Source organism: Methylomonas sp. MgM2, from assembly GCF_054172045.1.
Genome location: NZ_JBSYXO010000035.1, coordinates 1 through 24747 on the forward strand (window position 1 = coordinate 1; position 24747 = coordinate 24747).

Annotated in this window: 25 protein-coding genes, 1 tRNA gene and 1 pseudogene; 15 read left to right on the forward strand and 12 right to left on the reverse strand. The window is 50.4% G+C overall.

All coding sequences use genetic code 11. The features are described from left to right. Positions 1-122 precede the first annotated feature (122 nt). Positions 123-917: a hypothetical protein gene (locus ACW73I_RS18945; RefSeq protein ID WP_458030997.1), complete on the reverse strand. Its 795-nt coding sequence runs from the start codon at positions 915-917 to the stop codon at positions 123-125. A 243-nt stretch (positions 918-1160) separates the two neighbouring features. Here ACW73I_RS18945 and ACW73I_RS18950 point away from each other — a divergent pair, with 243 nt between their 5' ends. Next, positions 1161-1376: a hypothetical protein gene (locus tag ACW73I_RS18950; protein ID WP_458030998.1), complete on the forward strand. Its 216-nt coding sequence runs from the start codon at positions 1161-1163 to the stop codon at positions 1374-1376. 102 nt (positions 1377-1478) lie between these two features. Here the strand turns inward: ACW73I_RS18950 and ACW73I_RS18955 are convergent, their stop codons facing one another. The 3 genes from ACW73I_RS18955 to ACW73I_RS18965 form a co-directional block, all read right to left on the reverse strand. Continuing rightward, positions 1479-1736: a type II toxin-antitoxin system RelE family toxin gene (locus ACW73I_RS18955; RefSeq protein ID WP_458030999.1), complete on the reverse strand. Its 258-nt coding sequence runs from the start codon at positions 1734-1736 to the stop codon at positions 1479-1481. Continuing rightward, entirely contained in the window at positions 1726-1923 is a 198-nt protein-coding gene (locus ACW73I_RS18960; protein ID WP_458031000.1) for a hypothetical protein, read from the reverse strand. The genes ACW73I_RS18955 and ACW73I_RS18960 overlap by 11 nt, the downstream gene beginning before the upstream one ends. Positions 1924-2431: 508 nt before the next feature. Beyond that, on the reverse strand, positions 2432-2656 hold the full coding sequence (locus tag ACW73I_RS18965) for a hypothetical protein (RefSeq protein ID WP_458031001.1): 225 nt from the start codon (positions 2654-2656) through the stop codon (positions 2432-2434). Positions 2657-2727: 71 nt separating this feature from the next. Between ACW73I_RS18965 and ACW73I_RS18970 the strand changes: the two genes are divergently transcribed. Beyond that, entirely contained in the window at positions 2728-2985 is a 258-nt protein-coding gene (locus tag ACW73I_RS18970) for an ogr/Delta-like zinc finger family protein (RefSeq protein WP_458031002.1), read from the forward strand. Positions 2986-3014: 29 nt separating this feature from the next. Here the strand turns inward: ACW73I_RS18970 and ACW73I_RS18975 are convergent, their stop codons facing one another. The 4 genes from ACW73I_RS18975 to rpoH form a co-directional block, all read right to left on the reverse strand. Continuing rightward, a complete protein-coding gene (locus tag ACW73I_RS18975; RefSeq protein WP_458031003.1) occupies positions 3015-3395 on the reverse strand; it encodes a DUF2335 domain-containing protein in 381 nt (126 codons plus the stop codon). Positions 3396-3924: 529 nt separating this feature from the next. Further along, complete coding sequence (locus ACW73I_RS18980; protein WP_458031004.1) at positions 3925-5181, reverse strand: tyrosine-type recombinase/integrase; 1257 nt, start codon at positions 5179-5181, stop codon at positions 3925-3927. A 186-nt stretch (positions 5182-5367) separates the two neighbouring features. Then, a tRNA-Leu gene (locus tag ACW73I_RS18985) sits at positions 5368-5454 on the reverse strand. A 61-nt stretch (positions 5455-5515) separates the two neighbouring features. Next, positions 5516-6370 carry an RNA polymerase sigma factor RpoH gene (rpoH, locus tag ACW73I_RS18990; RefSeq protein WP_458031005.1) on the reverse strand — a complete coding sequence of 285 codons (855 nt, stop codon included), beginning with the start codon at positions 6368-6370 and terminating at the stop codon, positions 5516-5518. Positions 6371-6604: 234 nt separating this feature from the next. Here rpoH and ACW73I_RS18995 point away from each other — a divergent pair, with 234 nt between their 5' ends. From ACW73I_RS18995 to ACW73I_RS19040, 10 genes and pseudogenes are all read left to right on the forward strand, one after another. Beyond that, a complete protein-coding gene (locus tag ACW73I_RS18995; protein ID WP_458031006.1) occupies positions 6605-8266 on the forward strand; it encodes a glutamine--tRNA ligase/YqeY domain fusion protein in 1662 nt (553 codons plus the stop codon). Positions 8267-8276: 10 nt separating this feature from the next. Next, the gene (locus tag ACW73I_RS19000) at positions 8277-9158 is read left to right on the forward strand and encodes a fructosamine kinase family protein (RefSeq protein ID WP_458031007.1); all 882 of its coding nucleotides are present in this window, start codon (positions 8277-8279) and stop codon (positions 9156-9158) included. A gap of 214 nt (positions 9159-9372) precedes the next feature. Then, positions 9373-11634: a copper-transporting P-type ATPase gene (locus ACW73I_RS19005; protein WP_458031008.1), complete on the forward strand. Its 2262-nt coding sequence runs from the start codon at positions 9373-9375 to the stop codon at positions 11632-11634. 286 nt (positions 11635-11920) lie between these two features. Further along, entirely contained in the window at positions 11921-12604 is a 684-nt protein-coding gene (locus tag ACW73I_RS19010; protein ID WP_458031009.1) for a TVP38/TMEM64 family protein, read from the forward strand. After that, positions 12597-13307, forward strand: coding sequence for a DUF3047 domain-containing protein (locus tag ACW73I_RS19015; protein WP_458031010.1), 711 nt, complete (start codon positions 12597-12599; stop codon positions 13305-13307). The genes ACW73I_RS19010 and ACW73I_RS19015 overlap by 8 nt, the downstream gene beginning before the upstream one ends. Positions 13308-13309: 2 nt before the next feature. Next, positions 13310-14278: an arsenosugar biosynthesis radical SAM (seleno)protein ArsS gene (gene arsS, locus ACW73I_RS19020; RefSeq protein WP_458031011.1), complete on the forward strand. Its 969-nt coding sequence runs from the start codon at positions 13310-13312 to the stop codon at positions 14276-14278. Further along, positions 14275-14955, forward strand: coding sequence for a TIGR04283 family arsenosugar biosynthesis glycosyltransferase (locus ACW73I_RS19025; protein ID WP_458031012.1), 681 nt, complete (start codon positions 14275-14277; stop codon positions 14953-14955). Before arsS ends, ACW73I_RS19025 begins: the two co-directional genes overlap by 4 nt. 2 nt (positions 14956-14957) lie before the next feature. Then, a complete protein-coding gene (locus ACW73I_RS19030) occupies positions 14958-15749 on the forward strand; it encodes a sterol desaturase family protein (RefSeq protein WP_458031013.1) in 792 nt (263 codons plus the stop codon). Position 15750: 1 nt separating this feature from the next. Continuing rightward, on the forward strand, positions 15751-16398 hold the full coding sequence (locus tag ACW73I_RS19035) for a TIGR04282 family arsenosugar biosynthesis glycosyltransferase (RefSeq protein WP_458031014.1): 648 nt from the start codon (positions 15751-15753) through the stop codon (positions 16396-16398). A 144-nt stretch (positions 16399-16542) separates the two neighbouring features. Continuing rightward, a pseudogene (locus ACW73I_RS19040) lies at positions 16543-16839 on the forward strand (ISL3 family transposase); the annotation flags it as partial. Between the two features lie 52 nt (positions 16840-16891). Here ACW73I_RS19040 and ACW73I_RS19045 read toward each other — a convergent pair. From ACW73I_RS19045 to gatC, 4 genes are all read right to left on the reverse strand, one after another. Continuing rightward, positions 16892-18352, reverse strand: coding sequence for a P-loop ATPase, Sll1717 family (locus ACW73I_RS19045; protein WP_458031015.1), 1461 nt, complete (start codon positions 18350-18352; stop codon positions 16892-16894). A gap of 464 nt (positions 18353-18816) precedes the next feature. Then, the gene (gatB, locus tag ACW73I_RS19050; protein WP_458031016.1) at positions 18817-20256 is read right to left on the reverse strand and encodes an Asp-tRNA(Asn)/Glu-tRNA(Gln) amidotransferase subunit GatB; all 1440 of its coding nucleotides are present in this window, start codon (positions 20254-20256) and stop codon (positions 18817-18819) included. Between the two features lie 33 nt (positions 20257-20289). Further along, complete coding sequence (gene gatA, locus ACW73I_RS19055) at positions 20290-21741, reverse strand: Asp-tRNA(Asn)/Glu-tRNA(Gln) amidotransferase subunit GatA (protein WP_458031017.1); 1452 nt, start codon at positions 21739-21741, stop codon at positions 20290-20292. Between the two features lie 9 nt (positions 21742-21750). Continuing rightward, positions 21751-22038, reverse strand: coding sequence for an Asp-tRNA(Asn)/Glu-tRNA(Gln) amidotransferase subunit GatC (gene gatC / locus ACW73I_RS19060; RefSeq protein WP_458031041.1), 288 nt, complete (start codon positions 22036-22038; stop codon positions 21751-21753). A 105-nt stretch (positions 22039-22143) separates the two neighbouring features. Here gatC and ACW73I_RS19065 point away from each other — a divergent pair, with 105 nt between their 5' ends. The 3 genes from ACW73I_RS19065 to mreD all read left to right on the forward strand — a co-directional run bounded on the left by ACW73I_RS19065 (position 22144) and on the right by mreD (position 24746). Beyond that, positions 22144-23187: a rod shape-determining protein gene (locus ACW73I_RS19065; protein ID WP_458031018.1), complete on the forward strand. Its 1044-nt coding sequence runs from the start codon at positions 22144-22146 to the stop codon at positions 23185-23187. 193 nt (positions 23188-23380) lie between these two features. Continuing rightward, the gene (mreC, locus tag ACW73I_RS19070) at positions 23381-24268 is read left to right on the forward strand and encodes a rod shape-determining protein MreC (RefSeq protein ID WP_458031042.1); all 888 of its coding nucleotides are present in this window, start codon (positions 23381-23383) and stop codon (positions 24266-24268) included. After that, positions 24255-24746: a rod shape-determining protein MreD gene (gene mreD, locus ACW73I_RS19075; protein ID WP_458031019.1), complete on the forward strand. Its 492-nt coding sequence runs from the start codon at positions 24255-24257 to the stop codon at positions 24744-24746. Before mreC ends, mreD begins: the two co-directional genes overlap by 14 nt. Position 24747 lies beyond the last annotated feature (1 nt).

Below are 24747 nucleotides of genomic sequence, written 5' to 3' on the forward strand. Positions count from 1 at the left end.
CAATGCTTTATAAGTTAATCTAGCGGCTGGCTCAGCGAATCAATGCGGATTGCGGGGGCGATAAAATCAACAGCCTGCTAAGACTATTTTGATAGTATCATTGCTTATAGTGCTACCAATACTTACATAGATACTTCCGAATTTTCTCCAGTTGCCTTATTTGATTTTTTATTTAGGTCGTAGTCGAACTTATCAATTGCTATACCTAAAATAATTAGCAACATATCGTTTTTATCTTCATTTGGAACAATCTCAGCGTTGTTATATTCATTGTTTTCAATTAAAGATTTTGCGCCATGTGCTTCGACTAAATATTGTTTGATTTTTTCTATAGGACAATAAATTTTATTATTAGATAGGCTATGAAATAGCATCTTTGAATATTTATCAATGTCTTTTATAGAGCATTTGTATGCAGACTTTGACATTCCGAAAATCAGCTTTATTAATGTGTCTCGTCTGAACGAGTTCTGGCATGAAGATCCTGGCTTGTAATTAAAAATACTGTTCCAACCAATAACACCTTGGTACTCACCAAGGTATTTATTTGTTATAGATAACATACGAATGGCTTCATAAATTTTCGACTCACAAAAATAGCCTGTTGCAAGTCCGCTTACGTAAACCAATCTTGATAATCGTATTTCTTTTATTGAAAATCCTTTTTTAATAGCTTTCTTTTCTGATTTCTGTATGTGATTTGAAAACTCTCCGCCGCGCTTTTCATGGCTTGATACAGCATCACTAAATATTGATTTGTATAGTGACTCTATAATTTTAATTTTTTCTTTATCGTTTTCAGTGAATGTCGATATTTCAGCTCGAATTTCTTGTTGAGTTTCAAGAATATTTTGTGAAAGTGCTTCTACAAATTCTTTCGAATCAATATCAAAAAATGCTTGAATTTGAGTTGTCAAAACTCACCCCGCTAAAAGTGAAAGCCGCCAAGAAAGGTTAACCGGAAACAGGTTAGCGATGCCTGCGTTCGCCCCGTCGGGCTATCCGGTCGAGTCGATTATAACCAAACGGCCAAGATGCAGGGTAGCTGGCATTGCCGGTTGGTTTGTTGTTCTATTTTCCACTTGCGTTTGGCTTGGTTTCCGGATAATTCTGCAACGATGCCGGAATGCTTTTGCCTGCGCTATGTGAGGGGATCGGTGATGTTTAGCAGATTAAAGAGATGGTATTTAGGCTTGCCCAGCAGACGGCAAGATCATGCGGTGGCCGCCATGATATTGGCCGCTTTATTCCTGCTTTCCAGCCCTCCCATTGCGCCTTACTTTTGGACGGTGTTTTGGCTGGCTAATATCCTGTTCTGGACCGGTGCCACCGTGGCTTTCGTCGTCGGCCTGTTCCTGTGGGCTGCGCTGCGTTAGGTGGTTTTAAGGTTATGCTTGATTTTGAAAAGCAAGTACATGTGAGCATAAGCTTACATCGAGTCAGGTCAGTCGCCCGGCCGGCCGGATCATCCATCGGAATCAGTTATAGACGGAAGAGCGATGACCGACAACCAGCACATGGACCTCCAGAATGCCGGCATCAATCGAATAAATCACGCGGTAGTCTCCAATGCGGATGCGCCAAAGGTCTGTAGGTCCGCGCAGTTTTTTGGCTCCATTCGGCAATGGGTTTTCTGCTAGCGATTGAATGGCATCTAGGATTCTGGTTTGAACGGTTTTTGGTAGTTTTAGGATTGATTTTTGGGCGCTGGGCTTGAGGATGATGTTATACGCCATGCTTGGCCCGAAATTCTTCTAGGCTAATACCGCCTTGTTCTTCCTTAGCGGCTTGGGCGGCTTTGATATCGTCCATTTCTTCCAGGTATTCGGATAGCAATTTGTCTAGAAATTGAATCGGGGTTTCGCCCGATGCGGATGCGGCATGTAATAGCAGCTCTTCGGTTGGTTGCGGTAGTTGAATCATGGCGTGTTGTGGTGTTCAATGACGTTCATCGATGTTCATTCTATATCATGTCGAGGGCTTTTCCTATTCGATGAGGGCACGCTATCAGCCCGGGTAAATCTTTGGTTATGGTGATGAGATTTAGCACCATAAAAGGCGTTCATCCGGATCAATCATTTGTTGTCGCCAGACCGCAGACGCTGTAGTTGTTTACGGCAGCGAGGGGAGCATGTCACCGCCATTTGAATGCCTTCGAATTGGGAGCCACACATAGGGCAACGGTGCATATAAAGACGACGGCTCCGAGAAGCTTTAATCACTCTATACCGGTCGGCATGTCGGCCCGGGTTATCTGTTTTGTTATGGGAGATGTGCTTGAAAGTCATATCGCCAATTCGTTCGTCATATAGTTTGATTGGTTTCATAGCTTGCCCTTATTTGTGTCAATCCCATGTTTCACGGGTGTTTCACCGGTCTGTGACAGCGAAAATACTGAAAATCATAATTTTCGATTAGGCAAAAGGCAAGGTTAAAAACAGTCCCAAACTAGGTCTAATTCTTCGCCATCCTCGGAAAATAAATCGTATTCGCCGTCGCCTTGCTTGACGACAAATCTCGCCGGCGGATCGTAAGTGTCGGCCATCTCTCGTAAAGCGTTTGGTAATGACGGGTCGTAGATATCGATCAATACGCCACCTTCTCCCAAATCGCCTTCACAGAAATCGCCTGCTTTGAGTTTGCTTTGTTCGTTCATGGCTTTTTCTTAAATACCCAGTGCACTAAAGCTTTTACAATTCAAGTCTCCAACCGTCAACCGGAATTCGCATGACTGTTTATTGCCCCAATTGCCACCAAAAAGCCCGCATCACCTCGCGCAACAATCTAAACGACGCCAAAACCGTTGCCGATCTGTATTGCCAGTGCAAAAATACCAAAGACTGCGGCGCCACGTTCGTGGCCACCATTGGTTTTAAGCACTACATCAACCCGCCGGCCGCGTCTACGCTCCAAATGGCCGCCAACCTGTTGAACACGCTCAGCAAGGCCGAACGTGACCAGCTGTTAAAGGGTAATCCAGTTTAGGTAGCTAATGCTACCTATCGCTTCGACTGTTAATGATGGCCTTGACGATCCCAAGAATGGGGACACCTACCAAGGCGATTGATACTGCGGGGTGCGCGCCAAAATAGGCGGTTGCTGATGCGGCGATAACGGCTGATATGGCAATCGTAAACCCTAGCCATTGGCCGCGCCGACTGTCTGGCGTCCAGTTTGGTGATTTCGTACTGAGCGGCTTCGGCTTCTCTGGCCTGGCGTGCGGCTTGTTCGGCCTCGGCCATTTTAAAGATGCGCTCAGCGCCGTTGTCTATGATGCTATTGAATTGTTCTAACGCGGCAGGCGGCGGTAGCGGCCCGCTCCAACCTAAAGCCGATACACGGGTATCTGTGTGGGTATTATTGGCGTCTGGCTTCTTCTTTTGCGGACTTTTCACGCTGTATTACCTTGGAAAAATCACCGCCTATTCTCACCCAGTCGCCGCGCATGTTGCCGCAGTCTTGATCTTTTGTGGATTTGATATTTGGAAAGTCCGGATATTTGACATTTGAATACAGTAAACCGGCTGAACTTAATCCGCCATTTTTGGAAAAATATCCGTACCTGCACGAAGCGCCATGTTTTTGGTGGTATTGGCGCGTCGCCAGCTTATGGAATATAAACGGCGTCGACGAGTTCGAAGTCTTCCGCGTAGAACAAATATTCCCCTTCGCCCAAGTCTGCCGCCCAGCGTACGGGCTTGGTAAATTTTTGACCGTGCTCTCTTAATGAGTCCGGCACTAGAAAAATAGTATTCGCAAAATATTGATCACTCCGGATACTACGATATAAGCCAGTATGGCTAAAAAGGCGAGAATGAATGCATCGTTTTTCGTCAATGCAATAAGTATGAAGGCAGCCAAGAGTAGTCGAAACGATGGTGGCATCATATTTTGTTCCTCTGCTCGATATAAGGTGGCATTTTACTATGCCTGGCGTGCTTGAAATTGGATGACCTGCGCTCCATTCTTGAGCGAATCCAGATAATCAGCCCATGCCTGCATCATCCGCCGGCGTTCGTTCAAATATTGCGCTCGATTATATGCCGCCCTCACCTGATCTTTCGGCATGTGGCATAGCTGCCGCTCGATCGCATCCGGAGACCAGCCCTGTTCATTAAGTAACGTCGATGCAGTGGTTCTGAAACCGTGGGCACTCATTTGGTCGCTTTGATATCCAAGCGTCTTTAATGCGGTGCGGATCGTGCCGTCTGACATAGGCCTACCGTCTCCACGACTGGACGGGAAAACATATTGGCCGTTACCGGTCAGCAGTTTGATGGATTCCAAAATTTCTACCGCCTGGCACGATAATGGGACTATGTGTTGCGTTTCTGTTTTGGTGACAAAGTAACGCCATTCCTTGGCTATCAAGTCAATGTCTTTCCACTCCATTTGCCGAATTTCGCCCGGCCGCTGAAATAGGTAAGGCGATAGCCTTAAAGCACATTGCACAACAAACGTGCCTTGATAGTGGGCTATGTCCCGAAGCAGTTGGCCGACTTCTTTCGGTTCGGTAATGGCTGCGTTGTGTTTCACTTTTTGTGCCGGTATTTGAGCGCCTACCGATTGTGCTGGGTCGTAGTCTGTATAGCCGTGAGCAATGGCATAGGCAAAGGCGCCGCTGATGTCGGCCCGCACCCGATGTGCCGTTTCCAGTTGGTTTTTGGTGATTAGCGGCCGCACGATAGCGAAGATATCCGGCGACTTTACTTCACCAATCGGCTTTTGGCCGATTGCCGGGAATGCATACAGTTCGAATCGGCGGAGTTTTTTTTGATGGGTAATGTCGCGGACAGTGTGAGCGGTCGACGCCAGCCATTCACGGGTGACATATTCAAAGCTGTTAATCAGCGGCAAACCGGCATCCAGGCGTTTTTCTTGTTCGACTGCATCTTGCTTGGCTGCCTTGTCGGCCTTTCGTGTTTCGCTGGGATCTATGCCGTTGGCCAATTGCTCGCGGGCGGCTTCGGCTTTACGACGTGCATTTTCCAGGGATGTTTCCGGATACGAACCAAAACCCAAACGGTTTTGCTTTCCGTTGAACCGGTAAATGAAGCGCCAAAGTTTGGAACCGTTGGATTTGACTAACAGTGACAGGCATTCGCCGTCATTGATGGTGTAGTCTTTGTCTTTAGGCTTGGCAGCCCTGTAGACCGTGTCTTTATTGAGATTTCTGGCCATAGAGTGACACCGAAAGTGATACGGAGTGATACGATTCGGCCATAATTTAGCGCGTATCACTAATCGTGTCACTGTTTTGGGTGTATGTCCCCATACCCCGTTGAACTTCTACGGACAATAAAAAACCCGCTAAGCCTTACGATTAGCGGGTTTTTAAATTTCTTTGAACTACTCCGAACGAGTAGATGGTACCGAGGGTCGGAATCGAACCGACACTCCCTCGCGGGAACCGGATTTTGAATCCGGCGCGTCTACCAGTTTCACCACCCCGGCAAAGAGATGCGCATTATAAGAAACAAAAATCACCTTGGCAAGCACTTTTTTACGTTTCAGATTAAGCAACCAGCACCACGGCCGCTTTAAGTTTTTTCATCGCATTCTGTTCCAATTGTCGAATACGTTCCGCTGAAACATTATAACGCTCAGCCAATTCGTGCAACGTTGCTTTATCTTCCGTTAGCCAACGGCTTGTTAGAATATCTCGGCTTCTATCGTCCAAACCTTCAATCGCTTCCATCAATGTTTCTTCCTTACGCCCTTGCCAATCGCTGTTTTCGAGTAATAACGCAGGGTCGGCATTATGCTGCTCCAGATAAGCAATCGGCGCCACGCTGTTATCTTCGCTATCGTTATCGGAAGGCTCTAAACTAATGTCGCGACCATCCAGGCGCCGTTCCATCTCGTAAACGGTTCTAACGTCGACGTCCAGATTTTCAGCAATCACTTCGGCATCGTTCGGCGTCAAATAACTCAAGTCTTTCTTGAATTTACGCAGATTAAAGAACAACTTACGCTGCGCCTTAGTCGTCGCCACTTTGACGATACGCCAATTTTTGATCACGTACTCGTGAATCTCGGCTTTGATCCAATGCACTGCAAACGACACCAAGCGTACGCCCATATCGGGATCGAATCGTTTGACCGCTTTCATCAACCCGATATTGCCTTCCTGAACGATATCGGCCATAGGCAAACCATAGCCGGCATAACCCCGAGCCACATGCGCCACGAAGCGAAGGTTGGACATGATCAATTCGCGCGCCGCGTTGAGATCGCCCTCGTCGCGGTAACGGACAGCTAAGTCGTACTCTTGCTCGGCAGTCAGTTTTGGCATTTGCGACACTACGCTTAAATAACTGTCGAATGTCCCAACTGATAAATTTACCGGCAACGCCAACATATTATTCATAGTCACCTCTACTTAGATGTAACAACTACATTGATTGGATTTTAGCACTCGTTAGCCAAGAGTGCTAATAATTTCAGAAAACAAACTGTCCATTAGGTATGCTTATACGGTAAAAGTTCGATTTTACCGACAATGGCACTCCTTCCGAAAACATGCCAAACTCGTTAGAATATTAAAAACGCGATCAGACGCCGCGCTCCTTCATTTTTCATTTTCCAATTTCAACATCGACACATGTCCAATAGCGAAAGCAACGTTCCAGCTAATTTTATTAGACACATCATTGCCGAAGATAAGGCTAACAACAAAAACGACGGTAAAGTTGCCACACGATTCCCGCCCGAACCGAACGGTTATTTGCATATTGGTCATGCCAAATCGATTTGTTTGAATTTCACGCTGGCGGAAGAAAACAACGGCACCTGTAACTTACGCTTCGACGACACCAATCCCGAAAAGGAAAGCGTCGAATATATGGAAGCCATAGAATACGACGTGGCATGGTTGGGCTTTAAATGGGCGGGCATCTACCACGCGTCCGATTATTTCGAAACGCTATACCAATGCGCGGCGCAATTGATCGAACAAGGCGACGCCTACGTCGACAGCTCCACGCCAGAACAAATGCGGGCAGACCGCGGCACCTTAACCGAAGCGGGCAAGGATAGTTCCGATCGCAACCGCACAATCGAAGAAAATCTGGATCTGTTCCGCCGCATGCGCGCCGGCGAGTTCGCCGACGGCCAATACGTATTGCGGGCTAAAATCGACATGGCCTCGCCCAACATCAACATGCGCGATCCGGTGATTTACCGCATCCGCCGCGTGCACCACCATCGTACCGGCGACGCCTGGTGCATTTATCCGATGTACGATTACACCCATTGCATTTCCGATGCACTGGAAGGCATCACCCATTCCATCTGTACCTTGGAATTCGAAGACCACCGGCCCTTGTACGATTGGGTCTTGGATAAACTGCAAACGCCTTGTCATCCGCAACAAATCGAGTTCGCGCGCTTGCAATTGGAATATACCATCGTCAGCAAGCGTAAATTACTGCAATTGGTCACCGAAAAACGCGTGTCGGGCTGGGACGACCCCCGCATGCCGACCATCTCCGGCATGCGCCGCGCCGGCGTGCCGCCGGAAGCGATTCGGGATTTTTGCGAGCGCATAGGCGTAACCAAAAAGAATTCCTGGATCGAAATGACGGCGTTGGAAAATTGCATTCGCGAACACCTAAACGAAAGCGCGAGCCGCGCCATGGCAGTATTGAGGCCGTTACGCGTCGTCATCGAAAACTGGGATGACGGCAAAACCGAAACCTATCGCATCGCCAACCACCCGCAGAAGCCGGAAATGGGTGTGCGCGAAGTGCCGTTTTCTAAAGTGGTGTTGATCGAGCAAGACGATTTTGCCGAAAATCCGCCGAAAGGTTTCAAGCGCTTGGTACCGGGCGGGGAAGTCCGTTTGCGCGGTTCCTACGTCATCAAATGCGATGAGGTCGTTAAAGACGCTGCGGGCAACGTCGTTGAATTGCGTTGCAGTTACGACCCGGACACTTTGGGCAAAAACCCGGAGGGCCGCAAAGTCAAAGGCGTCATCCATTGGGTATCCGAGCAACACGCGCTGCCGGCCGAAATCCGTTTGTACGATCGATTGTTCGCCCATCCGAATCCGGATACCTTGGACAATTTCCTCGACGCCTTGAACCCCGATTCCTTGGAAATATTGACCGATTGCCGGGTAGAAGCCAGCCTGGCGGGCGCCAGCCCCGACACCCGTTATCAATTCGAGCGCACCGGCTATTTTTGCGTCGATGCCATCGACAGCAAACCGGGTAAACTGGTCTTCAACCGCACCGTCACCTTACGTGACAGCTGGAGCCAATAGGAGTCTAACCATGTCGTTTTCCAACAGCCTGATTCAACGCCTGCGCCAAATCAGCGGGCTTAAGTTGGAAAACCCGCGGCTAAACGTCATCGGCGGCGGCGATATCAATGCCGCCTATCGTTTGAAATGCGACGACGCCGATTGGTTCGTCAAAACCAACCGCGTCTCTTTGGCTCACATGTTTGCCGCCGAAGCCGCCGGGCTAGACGAGTTAGCCGGTTTAGGACAAGTCAGAATTCCGAAAGTCATAGACCACGGCCTATGTGGCGGCCAAGCCTATCTGGTACTCGAATACATCGAGCTGACCGGTCTGCGCGGCAGCAGCGGCCTTTTCGGAGAAAAGTTAGCCAGGCTGCACCGCCAAACTCAACCGTTTTTCGGTTGGCATATCGACAACACCATCGGTTCCACGCCGCAGCACAACGCCCGCAACGACGATTGGACCGGCTTTTGGCAACAGCAACGGCTCGGAAAACAATTGGAATTCGCCGCGGACAAGGGTTATACCGGCAGCCTGCAGCGCAGCGGCGAAAAGCTGCTCGAACGAATCCCGGCCTTTTTCAGCGATTACCGCCCTCACCCATCCTTGCTGCACGGCGACCTCTGGGGCGGCAACGCCTCGGCCGATGAATCCGGTAACCCGGTCATATTCGATCCTGCCTGTTATTACGGCGACCGCGAAGCCGATATCGCAATGACGGAATTGTTCGGCGGTTTCGGAGCGGATTTTTATGCAGCCTATCGAAGCGAATATCCCTTAGACACCGGCTATAAAACTCGCAAGACTCTCTATAATCTTTATCACATCATTAACCATCTTAACTTGTTCGGCGGCGGTTATCGGCAGCAAGCTGAAAACATGATTGAACGTTTGTTGGCTGAATTGCGTTAGGCATACACGGCTAAATTCGAATTTAATCGTTGCAATGTGCGACGCAGTGGCACGAAACCGAAGGCGGCCATTGCGTCTGATCAGTAACAAGTGGAACGAAAGCACGTGACTTTCTTCTAAATGACAGACGCTGCTGCTTCGGCCGAATTTGGTTGATAGACAAAGCATCGCAGTACGCATTCGCAATTGATCACAAGTGCAGGCGGAGGTCCGTATGAACAAACACAGCACGACCGAAATAGCAAACACCGCACAAAACTACACATGTCCGATGCATCCCGACGTGCTACAAAATGCGCCGGGCATTTGCCGGATATGCGGGATGGAATTGGCACCCGTCGTTGATCCGACCCCCGGCACCGGGACTGAATATACCTGCCCGATGCATCCCGAAGTCGTACAAAAGCATCCGGGACATTGCCCCAAATGCGGCATGGCGCTGGAACCAAAAACAGTAAAAGGTCCGGACCAAGGCAGCGAACAATCGGATATGAGCCGCCGATTTTGGCTTTGCGCATGTTTAACGCTACCCGTATTCGTACTGGCCATGTTCGCCGATATGTTTCCGGCTCGGTTGCCTGAGTGGCTATCGATGCGAAGCCTACAATGGATCGAGTCTTTGTTGGCGACGCCGGTGGTGTGGTGGGGCGGCTGGCCTTTTTTCGTGCGAGGCTGGCAATCGATTCATAATCGAAATCCGAATATGTTCACGCTGATTACCTTAGGCGTACTGGTGGCCTGGACATACAGTGTGGTGGCCTTGATATTGCCTAACTTATTTCCGCCTGTCATGCGCATGCCAAACGGTCTGGTTGCGGTTTACTTTGAAGCCGCGTCGGTGATTACTACCCTAGTGTTGCTTGGACAAGTTCTGGAACTGCATGCCCGGTCCAAAACCAATGCCGCGATCCGGATGTTGTTGGAATTGGCCCCTAAAACGGCACGGCTAGTCAAAGACAACGGTACGGAAGAAGACATTCCATTGGAACACGTAAAAGTTGGAGATACGCTACGCATACGCCCTGGAGAAAAAGTGCCGGTCGACGGCAAAATCATTAGTGGTGAAAGCCATGTAGACGAATCCATGGTCACAGGCGAACCTATTCCAAACCTGAAAATGCCTAATGACTCGGTGATCGGCGCCACCATCAACGGCACAGGCAGTCTGCTGATGCGAGCCGACAAAGTCGGTTCGGATACCGTATTGGCCCAAATCATTGATATGGTCGCTAAAGCACAGCGCTCAAAAGCCCCGATGCAGCGATTGGCTGACCGAGTAGCCGCCTACTTTGTGCCCAGCGTCATTCTGGTCGCCCTGATCACATTCGCAATTTGGCTCCTGATCGGCCCGGAGCCCAGGCTGACATATGCCATCGTCAATGCGGTATCCGTTTTAATCATCGCTTGTCCTTGCGCACTGGGCCTAGCGACACCCTTATCCATTATGGTGGGTACCGGCCGTGGCGCAACCACAGGCATTTTGATCAAGAATGCCGAATCCCTGGAACTCATGGAAAAAGTCGACACCTTGGTAGTGGATAAGACCGGCACACTGACGGAAGGCAAGCCGCAGCTGGTAAAGGTAGTCTCGGTATCGGATTTCGCAGAAACTGAAATATTGCGCCTGGCTGCTAGTTTGGAACAGGCCAGCGAACACCCTTTGGGCGATGCCGTGATCAAAGGCGCGAAAATGAGCGAACTCGAATTGATCGAGCCTTTACAGTTTCGCTCGTACACCGGCGAAGGCGTCATAGGTGAAGTCGACGGCCGTACCGTCGTATCCGGAAATACTAAATTGTTCGAAAGACTGAACATTTCGACGGAAAAATTATTCCGGCAATCCGAAATACTGCGGACTAAAGGCATTACCGTGATGATGATTGCGATAGACGGGCAAGCGGCCGGCCTCATCGGCGTCGCCGACCCGATCAAGGACACGACGGTGAACGCGATTAACGAATTACATGCGGACGGCATCAAAATCGTCATGTTAACCGGCGATAATCAGCTAACTGCTTTGGCCGTCGCCAACCAATTGGCAATCGACTCGATACATGCCGAAGTGTTGCCCGAACAAAAGGTCGAAATTATCGAACAACTCCAATCCAAAGGCCGATTCGTCGCGATGGCCGGCGACGGTATTAACGACGCTCCGGCCCTGGCTCGGGCTCATATCGGCATTGCCATGGGTACCGGAACGGACGTCGCGATGGAAAGCGCGGGCATTACATTGGTCAAAGGCGACTTATTGGGCATTGCAAAATCGATACGCCTCAGTCGGGCGACCATGCGCAATATTCGCGAAAATCTTTTTTTCGCATTTTTCTATAACGGCGCCGGCATACCGATAGCAGCCGGCCTGCTCTATCCATTGTTCGGCATTTTGCTGTCGCCTATGCTCGCCGCCGCCGCGATGAGTTTTAGCTCGGTATCGGTGATCTTGAATGCACTGAGACTAAGACATTTAAAGTTGTAACGAATTTTGCCGGCGCGCGAATCGGCCCCGAAAACGATAGCATCAACGTTACGAAGCAACACCAATGCAAGGATTGTCGTAACCTGCCGATTTACCGCTACGGTCGCCACTCCAACTGGCAAACCCGGCTACGAAATCGATGCGCTCGATGGTGCCTTGGCATAAATGGTGACAGGCGGCGAGCCGACACGAATCGCCGCTGTGTCGCCTAACCGGATTTGGGAATTATTACCGGTAAAGTTGTCGATATATCTTCCGTTGTTTTTCAGTCTAGAAGGAGCGATTCATGCAAAAGAACAAGATCATTTGGCTAATCCTGATAGCGATCATGGCTTTTTTCCTATTCGGCGGCCCCGAGACCTTGAGTCTCGACAATATCCGCGAACATAGGCTGGCATTGACCGAGTTTACCGATAGACATTACGTCGCGATGTTGTTCGCTTGCGGTATGGCTTACAGTCTGTCCACGGCCTTAAGTCTGCCCGGCGGCACCGTACTATCGTTACTTCTCGGTTTTTTGTTCGGGCGTTGGGCCGGTACCGTGTTAATCGTGGTCTCCGCGACGATAGGCGCCGGCGCGGTATTTTGGTTGGCGCGGTATTTGTTTGCGGACTGGGCGACAGAACGCTTAAAAAGCAGCGCCTTGTCGCAAAAAATACTGGATGGCTTTCAGTCGGACGCCTTCAATTACCTGTTATTCTTGCGGCTGGTACCATTATTTCCTTTCTGGCTGGTCAACATAGCGCCCGCTTTCACCTCGGTATCGATGCGCACCTATTTGCTCACGACTTTTATCGGCATCATTCCGGGTAGCTTCATTTTTGCCAATCTGGGCCAATCGTTAGGCAGAATCGAGCGCCTCGATCAACTGCTTTCCGGCGAAACCATACTGGCACTCACGCTTTTAGGCTTTTTATCTTTGATGCCGATAGTGTCGAAACGTCTGCAACCCGCTTCCAGCGATGAATAACAGCTCCTACGATTGCCCAGGCTCGGATCAAGCCGCATTTTTAGCAAGAAATAGCCGCTGGAAATTGATATCGGTCCTTTTGCTCGCACTGGTACAAATGCCGTTGCCAGCAGATGAAAGCCGCTTAGCCATCGGCGACTTCAGCCATGATAATCTGGCGGATTGGGAAAGCAAACGTTTCAAGGCGGAAACGTCGTACGCATTATATAAGCTCGACGGCACGACGGTTTTGCGGGCCGAAAGCCGAGATGCCGCTTCCGGCCTATTCAAGGAACAACGGATAGACTTAAAGCAAACACCGTGGCTAAACTGGTCATGGCGCATCGAAAACCGCTTACCCGGATTGGACGAACAAAGCAAGAGCGGCGACGATTACGCCGCCCGCATTTACGTCGTCGTCAGCGGCGGCTGGGCGTTTTGGCGGACCCGCGCCATCAATTACGTCTGGGCTGGTAACTCGGCTCAAAACCAAGTCTGGCCCAACGCCTTTGCCGGCCGCCATGCGATGATGTTGGCCGTGCGGGGACCGGAAGCACCTTTGAATACCTGGCGGCACGAAAAACGTAACGTCTTGGCCGATCTTAAAAACCTGCTCGGAGAAGATATCCGCTACATCGATGCCGTCGCCTTGATGACCGACACCGATAACAGCAATAGCCGGGTTTTGGCATACTACGGCGACATTTGGTTTTCCAAGGATTGAGCATGCATGACACCAAACCGTTATTGATCGAAAGCGACTTTCCGGCCATATTCCGTAAAGCGCTGGAAGTGCTGCAAATCAACCTGGGTTATCTTTGCAACCTAAGCTGTGTGCATTGCCACGTCAACGCCGGGCCCAAACGTACCGAACTGATGAGCAATCAAACGCTACGGCAAGTGATGCGTTTTGCCGAAACCGCGGACATTCGAACCCTGGATTTGACCGGAGGCGCGCCGGAAATGCATCCGCGCTTTCGTGAACTGGTGGCCGAGGCGCGCGGCAAGGGCATAAGCGTCATCGATCGCTGCAATCTGACGATATTGGAGGAACCCGATTATGCCGGAATGGCCGAGTTTCTGGCTGAAAAGCAAGTCGAAATCATCGCTTCCCTACCCTGCTATCTGGAACAAAACGTCGACAAACAGCGCGGCAAAGGCGTATTCAATGCCAGTATCGCCGCATTGAGAAAATTGAATGCACTGGGTTATGGCCGGCCACACGGTCAATTAAAACTGAACCTGGTATTCAACCCGCAAGGCGCCGTATTGCCGCCGGATCAACAGCAGCTGGAACTAACCTACAAACAACATTTACGGCAAGATTACGGCATTGTATTTAACAAACTCTACGCGCTTGCCAACATGCCCATCCAACGTTTCGGCAGTCTATTGGTCAGCCAAGGCCGGCTCGGCCAGTATTTAACCTTACTACACGACAGCTTCAACGCCGACAACCTGGAACACCTGATGTGCCGCAGCACCCTCAGCATCGATTGGCAAGGTTACGTCTACGATTGCGATTTCAACCAAATGTTGGCAATGCCGTTAGCGGCCGGCAACAGGCGGCATATTTCCGAGTTGTCGCCGGCCGACTTGACCGGCGCGCCGATTGCGACGGCGGCGCACTGTTACGGCTGTACCGCGGGCCAGGGCAGCAGTTGCGGCGGCGCGCTGGAAAAACAAGCTTCATGAAGCCCAAGATCAGCATCGTCCTACCGGTGCTAAACGAGACCTATCAGCTCAACCGCATACTTCCGGCTTTACAAGCCTTGCGTCCGCTATGCGAACTCATCCTCGTCGACGGCGGCAGCAGCGAGGGTTATCCCGCCTTCGCCGAAACCATGGTCGATCAACTGCTCGTTTCGGAAAAAGGGCGCGCCCGGCAAATGAACGCCGGTGCCGGCAAGGCGCACGGGAATATCCTATTGTTTCTGCATGCCGATACATTATTGCCGGAGCAAGCCGTTCATCGAATACTGACAGCGGTCGAACGCGGCTACCGTTGGGGACGTTTCGACGTTCGATTCGACAATCGCCAAGCCATTTATCGACTCATCGCTTTCATGATGAACCGGCGCTCGCGTCTGACGGGCATCGCCACCGGCGATCAGGGACTCTTCGTAACCCGCGAGGTATTTGCCGCGGTCGGCGGCTTCCCCGAAATCGCCCTGATGGAAGACATCGCCATCAGCGACCGTCTGAAAAAAATAGGCAAACCATGCTGTTTGCACGACAAAGTCACCACCTCCGCCCGGCGCTGGCAAAATCACGGCGTGTTGAAAACCGTGTTGCTGATGTGGCGGTTGCGCTTGGCGTATTTTTTCGGCGCGGACCCTGATAAGCTGGCTGCCCGTTATTACCGGAGTTAACCATGGAAGCACTTTTACGTTTCGGCGTTTTTTTATTGATTCTAGCCATCATGGCAGGCTGGGAAATGTTTAGCCCCAAGCGTTCCTTGAGTCAAAAACGCCTACAGCGCTGGCCGATTAATCTGGGACTCGCCGCCTTGAATGTCGCGGTCATGCGTATCAGCATAGGCGCCGCAGCATGGCTGGCGGCAAGCTGGTCGGCCGAACACCGTCTTGGATTGTTCAATCTGGTAGCGGGGCCGGCTTGGCTCAGCGTATTGCTCAGCCTGCTGTTATTAGACCTTGCCATCTACGCCCAGCATATTGCGGCCCATCGTTGGCGCTGGTTCTGGCGCATGCATCAGGTCCATCACACCGACCTGGATTTCGACACCACCACGGCGATACGCTTCCATCCGCTTGAAATCATGCTGTCCATGTTATACAAAACCGTTCTGGTCGTTTTGCTTGGGGTGGCGCCGGCGACGGTCATCGCCTTCGAAATGATCCTAAACGGCTGCGCCTTATTCAACCACGGCAATGTTTATCTGCCTGAACGACTCGAACGCCGATTACGTTATCTACTGGTAACGCCTGACATGCATCGTATACACCATTCCAGCTTTCAACCGGAAACCGACAGTAATTACGGTTTTTCGATATCGTGCTGGGACAGATTGTTCAAAACCTACTGCGCCGAGTCCCGCCAGCCTCAGACCGAAATGCCGATCGGCTTAAAGGATTTTCGCGATATAAGCGAACTGGGCCTTATTCATATGCTCACCTTACCGTTCGAACCTCTGCGTAAGCGGTGACATGCAATATCAGTTTTCCGACAGCGTATTACTGGTCTTCTGCAAGGCGCCGGTAAGGGGTCAAGTCAAAACCCGATTGCAGCCGGCATTGAGCGCCGAACAAGCCGTTTCGGCGCATATCCGGTTGACCGAGCTGACGCTGGCCCGGGCCTTCGAAGCACCCTTATGCCAGGTCCGGCTCTATTGCTCACCCGATACCGAACACCCTTTCTTCAAACAATGCGCTCGGGATTATCCTCTGACCCTTGCCGCCCAGCACGGTAACGATCTCGGCGAAAGAATGCTGCATGCGTTTAGCGACGCGCTTTCAATAGGCCGTCACGCCATCTTGACCGGTTGCGATTGCCCGAGTCTGAGTGCCGGCGACTTGCGTTCGGCGCTGTTGGCTTTGAAAAACGGGTGCGACGCGGTGTTCGCACCGGCTGCGGACGGTGGTTATGTTTTAGTCGGTCTGAACGAGCCGCAGCCGACTTTGTTCCGAAACATGGTCTGGGGAAACCAAAACGTGATGACCGAAACCCGGATCAGAGCTTCTCGGGCAAAACTAAAGGTTTACGAATTACCGGAACAATGGGATGTTGACGATTTCGAAGGCTGGCGGCGGTATCTGGATGTGGCAACCTGCAGTCAAAATCCCACATACCGGTAATCAGCGCTATTTTTAACCGGAATTAATGGCAACTGACGAGCGTTCAAACCGATATTATTTGCACCTGAGATGGGATGAAAAAAATGGAGTCCAAAATACGCCGCATTTTTGCACGCTGTTTTTTTGCTTTATACGGTGCAATATTGGCGTATGCCCGACAAACGCAGCGCTCATGCCTTTTTGGCGCAATGGTGCGCCGAAGTCAATGCCGCCAACATCCCGGCATTCCAAGCCTTTGCCAAAACCGTTATTTCGCATTGGAACGGAATTGTTCACTTCGTCGAATCTCGTCTGACCAACGGCATTCTTGAAGGCATCAATCACAAGGTTCAACTCGCTAAACGACGAGCCAGAGGCTATCGAAATATCGATAATTTCAGCAATATGATCTACTTCTTATGCGGTAAGCTTCAGTTTACTTACCCACGGTATTTCACATAGAGCCACAAACATTTGTCCGATTTATCTACGCAAATCGAAGCTGCGATCCCGATTAATATGCTTTACCTTGAGATATTTGCAAATAATATCGATATAAAAAAGGGATTTTATACAATTTTTCTGTTTTTGCAGGCTTTAATTCAAAGAAACCTATTTCAGATAAATAACTTGCAATTTCTTCGCATCTTTTTTCATCAACACTCCATAATCTAGATAATGTTTTTAAATTATGTTCAGCTTTAGAGTTTTCCAAAGCCATAACATAGATCTTTAAATCAGGATGTTCAGCGAATATAGTCTGTTCAGTTCTGACTTTTGAAACTTCATTAGTAGCATTTTTGATAGCTTGTCGACTAATTAGATTAGGGCTCTCTATGTTATGATTTCCTATATTCTGCTCTTTTCTCTCGTTAGCTATAGCTTCGTTGTAAAAATGGATTAGCTCACGAGGGGCTATGTTGCTTAAACCATCTTTAACTCTACTTTTAATCCAATTAAAGGTATCTGACTGCCGCTCTCCAGCCTCAACTTGTTTAGGAAATAATTGGTAATAGAATTCTTCTTGTCGAGTGTAATCACTTAATATTTCATCTTTATCAACGTTGTATCTCTCCAATAACTTATTATTATCTAAACTCCTAGATATAATAAGATTTTTTAAATTCCTATCTGACCATGAAATTGTAGTTGATCTAGTAATGTGACTAGCCTCGCGAAAACCCTCATTTGTGATTCTTTTCCATATATCATCTCGTAGAAATATTTTGAGTCTGATATTTGTATACTCTTCAATGTCTCTATATACCTTAAATAATGCCCTCAGTGCGTTTTTCTCAAGATCTAATGACTCATCAAATGCAACATCAAGTCTGTCAAACAAAACCCATATATTTATTTGAATTTTTTTAAGGTAAACGTTTAACTTCTCTATAAGCTCATCAACTGAGGCATAACCTTTCTTTTCAAGTTCATCCGAAGGTGTGCGAAAAGTTATTTTTCCAGTAATGCCGTCTGGGGTAACCCTGCCTTCAACCGACTCTACATCAATAAGTCTTTTTGCAAAACGCAAAGCCTTGTTAACTAATTTTTGTAAAGTATTTTGATCATCAATTAACCCAGCCTCTCTCAATTTATTCATCACAAATTCAGCCTCGTCATTGCACAGGTCATTTTCAAGCAATTTATTGACAATCAGCTGACAAACGTATATTTTCCAAAGAGTTATGAATTCATTTTCGCTAGTCGGAGGTTCACTAGTTATGTCTGAGAAAACTGTTTTACCAGTTGGTTTTTCAGCAGAAATTAAAATAATATTTTTATCGGTGAATAAATTATCTTGGTTTAAAAGCAAAGTATAAAGCGCACTTTTACCAGAACCTTTAGGACCAAATACGACATCTACTTCACCATTCTTTAATGACTCCCATTGTTCTGTTTTTACAAAGTAAGTAGCTAATTTGTCTGCCTCATTCTCAGCAACACGGTCTCCAAAAGATATTCCTTGTAAGTCCATAATTTCCCCTAGCGGTTCTTGTGAATAGCAACCTATTGGCCAGCATAGCCGATAGGCTGGATTAGTTTTTTCCCGTTATGCCGCGCCGAGCACCGGAGGGTTTGAGCGGACTAGCCCGTTAGGGGCGATGCAGGGATGCATCGCGTTTTTCGTGGGGCTGGGAAGCCCCTTCGGAAAATCCTGTTTAAATCCTTCGGCGCGCAGGACAAATCGGCAGGATAGCCGATTTGCATGCATCGCACCCGTAGGGCGAGGCACATGGATGTGCCGAGTGAGTCACGCGGCATCCGGGTCGCCTTTTCTTGGGATACTTTCTTTTGGCGATGCAAAAGAAAGTATCCTCGGCCGTCGGTCCGAGAACCGACTTCAAATCAATCCGTCGCGATAGCGACACTGCTTATGCCGGAAAAGCCTAACGGCTTATTCCGACCTACATTTTCGACAAAGCCGGATCAAAAGGCACCCTAGCCTTTTAACTTCGCCACCAGCATCTTATTCACTTCCCCGGGATTCGCCTTGCCCTGAGTCGCTTTCATGACCTGGCCGACCAAGGCCATCAGCGCCTTATCCTTGCCGGCCAAGTACTGTTCGACCGGAACCGGATTCTTAGCGATCACTTCGTCGACGATGGCTTCGATCGCGCCGGTGTCGGTGATCTGCTTCAAGCCTTCGGTTTCGATGATTTCATCGGCCGTCGCCGCGCTGTTCCACAATTTGTCGAACACCTGTTTGGCGATCTTGCCGGAGATGGTGTTGTCGGCGACACGCTTCAACAAGCCGGCCAATCGGCCTGCATCGACCGGACAATCGCCGATTTCCAGGCCGGCCTTGTTCAACGCGCCCAGCACGTCGCCGGTCATCCAATTGGCGGCCAATTTGGCTTCACCGCCGGATTCGGCGACGACTTTTTCGTAAAAGTCGGCCAGTTCGCGCGAAGAAGTCAAGGTCGCCGCGCTTTCGCCGTCCATGCCGTATTGGGCTATGAAACGGCTTTTCTTGGCGTCCGGCAATTCGGGTAAGGTTGCACGAATTTCATCTTTCAGCGATTCTTCGATTTCCACCGGCAGTAAATCCGGATCGGGGAAATAGCGGTAGTCGTTGGCTTCTTCCTTGCTGCGCATCGAACGGGTTTCGTCCTTGTTAGCGTCGTACAAACGGGTTTCCTGCACGATTTTGCCGCCGCCTTCCAGTATGTCTATATGGCGTTCGATTTCGTAGTTGATGGCTTTTTCGACGAAACGGAAGGAGTTGATGTTTTTAATCTCGGTACGGGTACCGAATTCTGCTTGGCCTTTAGGGCGCACAGAAACGTTGGCATCGCAGCGGAACGAACCTTCCTGCATGTTGCCGTCGCAGATTTCCAGATACCGCACCAGTTCGTGCAGCTTGCGCATGTAGGCCACGGCTTCCTTGGCCGAACGCATGTCCGGTTCGGAAACGATTTCAAGCAACGGCGTACCGGCGCGGTTCAGGTCTATGCCGGTCAGGCCGTGAAAGTCTTCGTGCAAGGATTTGCCGGCATCTTCTTCCAAATGCGCACGGGTAATGCCGACGCGCTTGGTTTCGCCGTCGACATCGATATCCAGATGGCCGTTGCCGACGATGGGCAGTTCGTACTGGCTGATTTGATAACCTTTCGGCAGATCCGGATAGAAATAGTTTTTACGGGCGAACACCGAATGCGGCGCAATCTCGGCATCGATGGCCAAACCGAATGTCACGGCCTTGCGCACGGCCTCCTTGTTCAAGACCGGCAACACGCCCGGCAAGCCCAAGTCGACCGCGCAGGCCTGGGTATTGGGTTCCGCGCCGTAAGCGGTCGATGCGCCGGAAAAGATTTTCGATTTAGTGGAAAGTTGGGTATGAATTTCCAAGCCTATGACGGCTTCCCATTGTGAGTTCATGCTGTATTTCCTTTGTTATTCGGAAAATGAGGCTTATTCAAAACCTTTAGGTATTTGTCGATGCCAATCCGTCACCTGCTGGTAACGGTGGCCGATGTTCAATAATTTGGATTCGCAGAAATAATCGCCGATGACTTGCAAACCGACCGGCAGACCGCCGACGAAACCGGCCGGAATCGACATCGCCGGCAAGCCGGCCAGGTTGATCGCAATCGTATAGATATCCTCCAAATACATTTGCACCGGATCGCTGGTTTTTTCGCCGATGCGGAACGCGGTGGACGGCGAGACCGGCCCCATCAACACGTCGACTTCGGACAAGGCCCGCTTGAAATCGTCGCTGATCAGACGGCGCACCTGTTGCGCTTTCAAGTAATAGGCGTCGTAGTAACCGGCCGACAGCGCATAAGTCCCCATCAGAATACGGCGCTTGACTTCGGCGCCGAAGGCTTCGCCGCGCGAGCGCGTGTAAAGATCGGTCAAATCGGCCGGATTTTCGCAGCGGTAGCCGAAACGCACGCCGTCGTAGCGCGACAGATTGGAGGAGCATTCGGCCGAGGCGATCACGTAATAGGCCGGGATCGCCAGCTTCAGATTCGGCATCGAAACTTCCTTGATTTGGGCGCCCAATTTTTCGTACTCGGCTACGGCGGCGTGAATCGCCGCTCCGATATTGTCGTCCAATTCATCGCTGAAGAATTCCTTGGGCAAGCCGATTTTCAAGCCGTTGAGATCGCCGTTCAGGCTTGCACTGTAATCGGGAACCGGCCGATCGACGCTGGTCGAATCTTTGGAATCGAAGCCCGCCATGACTTGCAGCAGCAAAGCGGCATCTGCGGCGTTACGCGCCATCGGCCCGCCCTGGTCCAAACTCGATGCGTACGCGATCATGCCGTACCGGGATACCCGACCGTAGGTCGGTTTCAAGCCGGTGATGCCGCACAAAGCCGCCGGCTGCCGAATCGAACCGCCGGTATCGGTGCCGGTGGCGGCCGGCGTTAAACGCGCCGCCACTGCGACAGCAGAGCCGCCGGACGAACCGCCCGGCACGCAGTCGGTATCCCACGGATTACGCGCCGGACCGTAGTAACTGGTTTCGTTGGACGACCCCATCGCAAACTCGTCCATGTTCAATTTGCCCAGCATCACCGCGCCGGACTCGTTGAATTTCTCGACCACGGTCGCATCGTAAGGTGCGATGAAATTGTCCAGCATTTTGGAACCGCAACTGGTTTTGGTACCCAGGGTACAGAAAATATCCTTCTGCGCAATAGGTATGCCGGTCAAGGCGGAAGCATTGCCTGCAGACAAGCTCCGATCCGCCGCTTGCGCTTGCTGAAGAGCGCGTTCCTCGCTGACGGTGATGAAGGCATTCAAGTCTTGGTGTTGACGAATACGATTCAAGAACACCTGCGTCAACTCGACACTGGAATAGTCTTTACTGTGCAGCCCTGCTGCCAGTTCGGTCAGGGTTTTGTTATACATAATCTTTATTTATTCGATAACTTTAGGAACCAAATACAATCCCGCTTCGGTTTGCGGCGCGATGCTTTGGAAATGTTCACGCTGGTTGCTTTCGGTGATTTGATCATCGCGCAGACGCTGCATTTGGTCTAACGGATGGGCCATCGGCGTTACGCCCGCGGTGTCGGCCTGGCCCATTTGCGTCATTAAATCCAGGATATTTGACAAATCATTGGCGTAACCGTTTATCTGTTGTTCGTCTATGCCCAACCTGGCAAGGTAGGCGATTTTTTTTACGTCACTAGCCGTCAACGACATCATTCAAGCTCCATGTTAATTAATCCAAATATAATACTTTATATCTTGCTCTACTGCCCGCTTGATTGTTAAAGTATGGGGATTTCTGTGCGCTTTGGTGTAAACATGTTCAAACGAATTCGGGGCCTATTTTCTAACGATTTATCTATCGACCTAGGTACGGCAAACACGCTGATTTACGTGCCTGGCCAAGGTATCGTCCTCAACGAGCCATCCGTAGTCGCTATTAAAGAAGACAAAGTACGCGGACAAAAAACCATCGCGGCCGTTGGCGCGGAAGCCAAAAGCATGTTGGGCCGCACGCCTGGCAATATCACGGCAATACGTCCTTTGAAAGACGGCGTGATTGCCGATTTTGCCGTCACCGAGCGCATGCTGCGCTACTTCATCAAAAAAGTACATGAAAACAAGTTGTTGCGCCCCAGTCCGCGCATTTTGATATGCGTGCCGTGCGGTTCGACGCAGGTGGAAAGGCGCGCCATTCGCGAATCGGCGGCGATGGCGGGCGCCCGCGAGGTGTATTTGATCGAAGAACCCATGTCGGCGGCAGTCGGCGCCGGTCTGCCGGTCGATACCGCTCACGGCTCCATGGTGCTGGACATCGGCGGCGGCACATCCGAGGTCGCCGTCATTTCGTTGAACGGCATCGTTTATTCGGCGTCGGTCAGGATAGGCGGCGACCGCTTCGACGATGCGATCATCAGTTATGTGCGTAGAAATTACGGCACGCTTATCGGCGAAGCCACCGCCGAAAAAATCAAACATCAAATCGGGGCGGCCTATCCGGGTAACGAAGTCATGGAAATACAAGTGACCGGCCGCAATCTGGCCGAAGGCGTTCCGCGCAGTTTTTCGCTGAACAGCAACGAGATTCTGGAGGCTCTGCAGGAACCTCTATCCGGTATCGTCAGTTCCGTCAAAGTCGCATTGGAACAGACACCGCCCGAATTAGGCGCCGACGTGGCCAGCCGCGGCATCGTGTTAACCGGCGGCGGCGCCTTGTTAAAAGACATAGACCGCCTGATCGCCGAAGAAACGGGGCTGCCGGTGCATATTGCCGACGATCCTCTGACCTGCGTGGCCAGAGGCGGTGGCATGGTATTGGAAATGCTCGATAAAAAAGGAGCGTCGGCGTTCTCACTGGAATAGATTTAGTCCTCTCAATCAGTACGCCAAATCTGTAAAATAAAGGCAGCTCGATGGTTGAGTTGTCTTTTTTTATGCATCAATCTTTATGGAGCCGCAACGACATCCGGAAATTTGTTGCTATGTTTAGTGTTAATTTAGATTCGTCGACACACCCTTAAGTCGTTACATTCTTTTTAGAGGTTTTGCCATAAAACTGTTATTTGCCCAAGGCCCATCGCTAAACACCAGGCTATTAGTAGCGGTAATAGTTTCGATCACATTGTTGGTCGCCGATTTTCGGACACACTATTTGAATCGAGTGCGTTCCATCCTGTCGTTCGTTACCTATCCGCTGCAAGTCATCGCCAGTTTTCCGGTCGATAGCGTCAGAGCGTTTTCCGAAACGGTGACTTCGTACGTCGAACTGCAAAAAGAAAATCAGCGATTGAAGGACATACAATTCATTAACAATGCCAAGCTTTTGAAGCTAGCCGCCTTAGAACGGGAAAACATTCGCCTAAGGATGCTGTTGGAAAACTCATTCCAATTAGGCGAACAAGTCCTGATCGCCGAATTGCTGTCGGTCAAACTCATGCCTTACGAGCACACCGTGATAGTGAACAAAGGTTCTCGTTTCGGCGTGCATCCCGAGCAACCGGTGCTCGATGCCAACGGCATTGTCGGCCAGGTGGTGCGCACCCTGCCATCCAGTTCCGAAGTCATGCTGATCACCGATCCGGACCACGCGATACCGGTGGAAGTCAATCGAAACGGTTTGCGCACCATCGCTTTCGGCACCGGTCAGCCGAACCGTCTGCACTTGCCTTTTTTAGCCAAAAATGCCGACATCGTACCGGGCGACCTTTTGGTCACATCCGGTTTAGGCGGTGTGTTTCCGGCCGGATATCCGGTAGCGGTTGTCGACAAATTCGAAAGCAGGCCCGACAAATCGTTTGCCAATATATATGCGACGCCTAAAGCCAAACTCGAAAGCAGCCGGGAATTTTTGATCGTTTGGAGCGATTCGACTCCCATAGTTTTAGACGATACCAACCTTACGTCGGAATCTATCGAAAATAAACAGCTAAATGTCAGCCCTTAACCCGATAGCCTTTTTCTGTTTCGTCGGCACCATTGCCGCCGCGATGGTAATGCGCGCCATGTCTATTTTTCCGAGCCTCGATGTATTCAACCCGGATTGGGTGGTTCTGGTATTGATTTACTGGTCGATAGCCCTGCCCGACCGCTTCGGCGTGTTTTCGGCTTTTTGGGTCGGTTTGTTCACCGACGTGTTAACGGGACATTTATTGGGCCAGTATGCGTTGATTTACGCCATCGTCAGCTTCTTAAGCATTCAAGAACATCGACGTTTGCGCCAATTCCCATTGCTGCAACAGTGCCTATTTGTCTTGTTTTGCCTGATGTGCGGGCAAGGCCTCTTGTTCGGCATGGCCAGCATGCAGGCCGCCAATAGGCTGCCCTTGTCGTTCTGGTATCCGGTCCTATCCGGCACGCTGGCATGGCCGTTGGTGTTCCACGTGCTTCGCGCAATCCGGGTCATGGCTCGTATTAGCGGCTAGA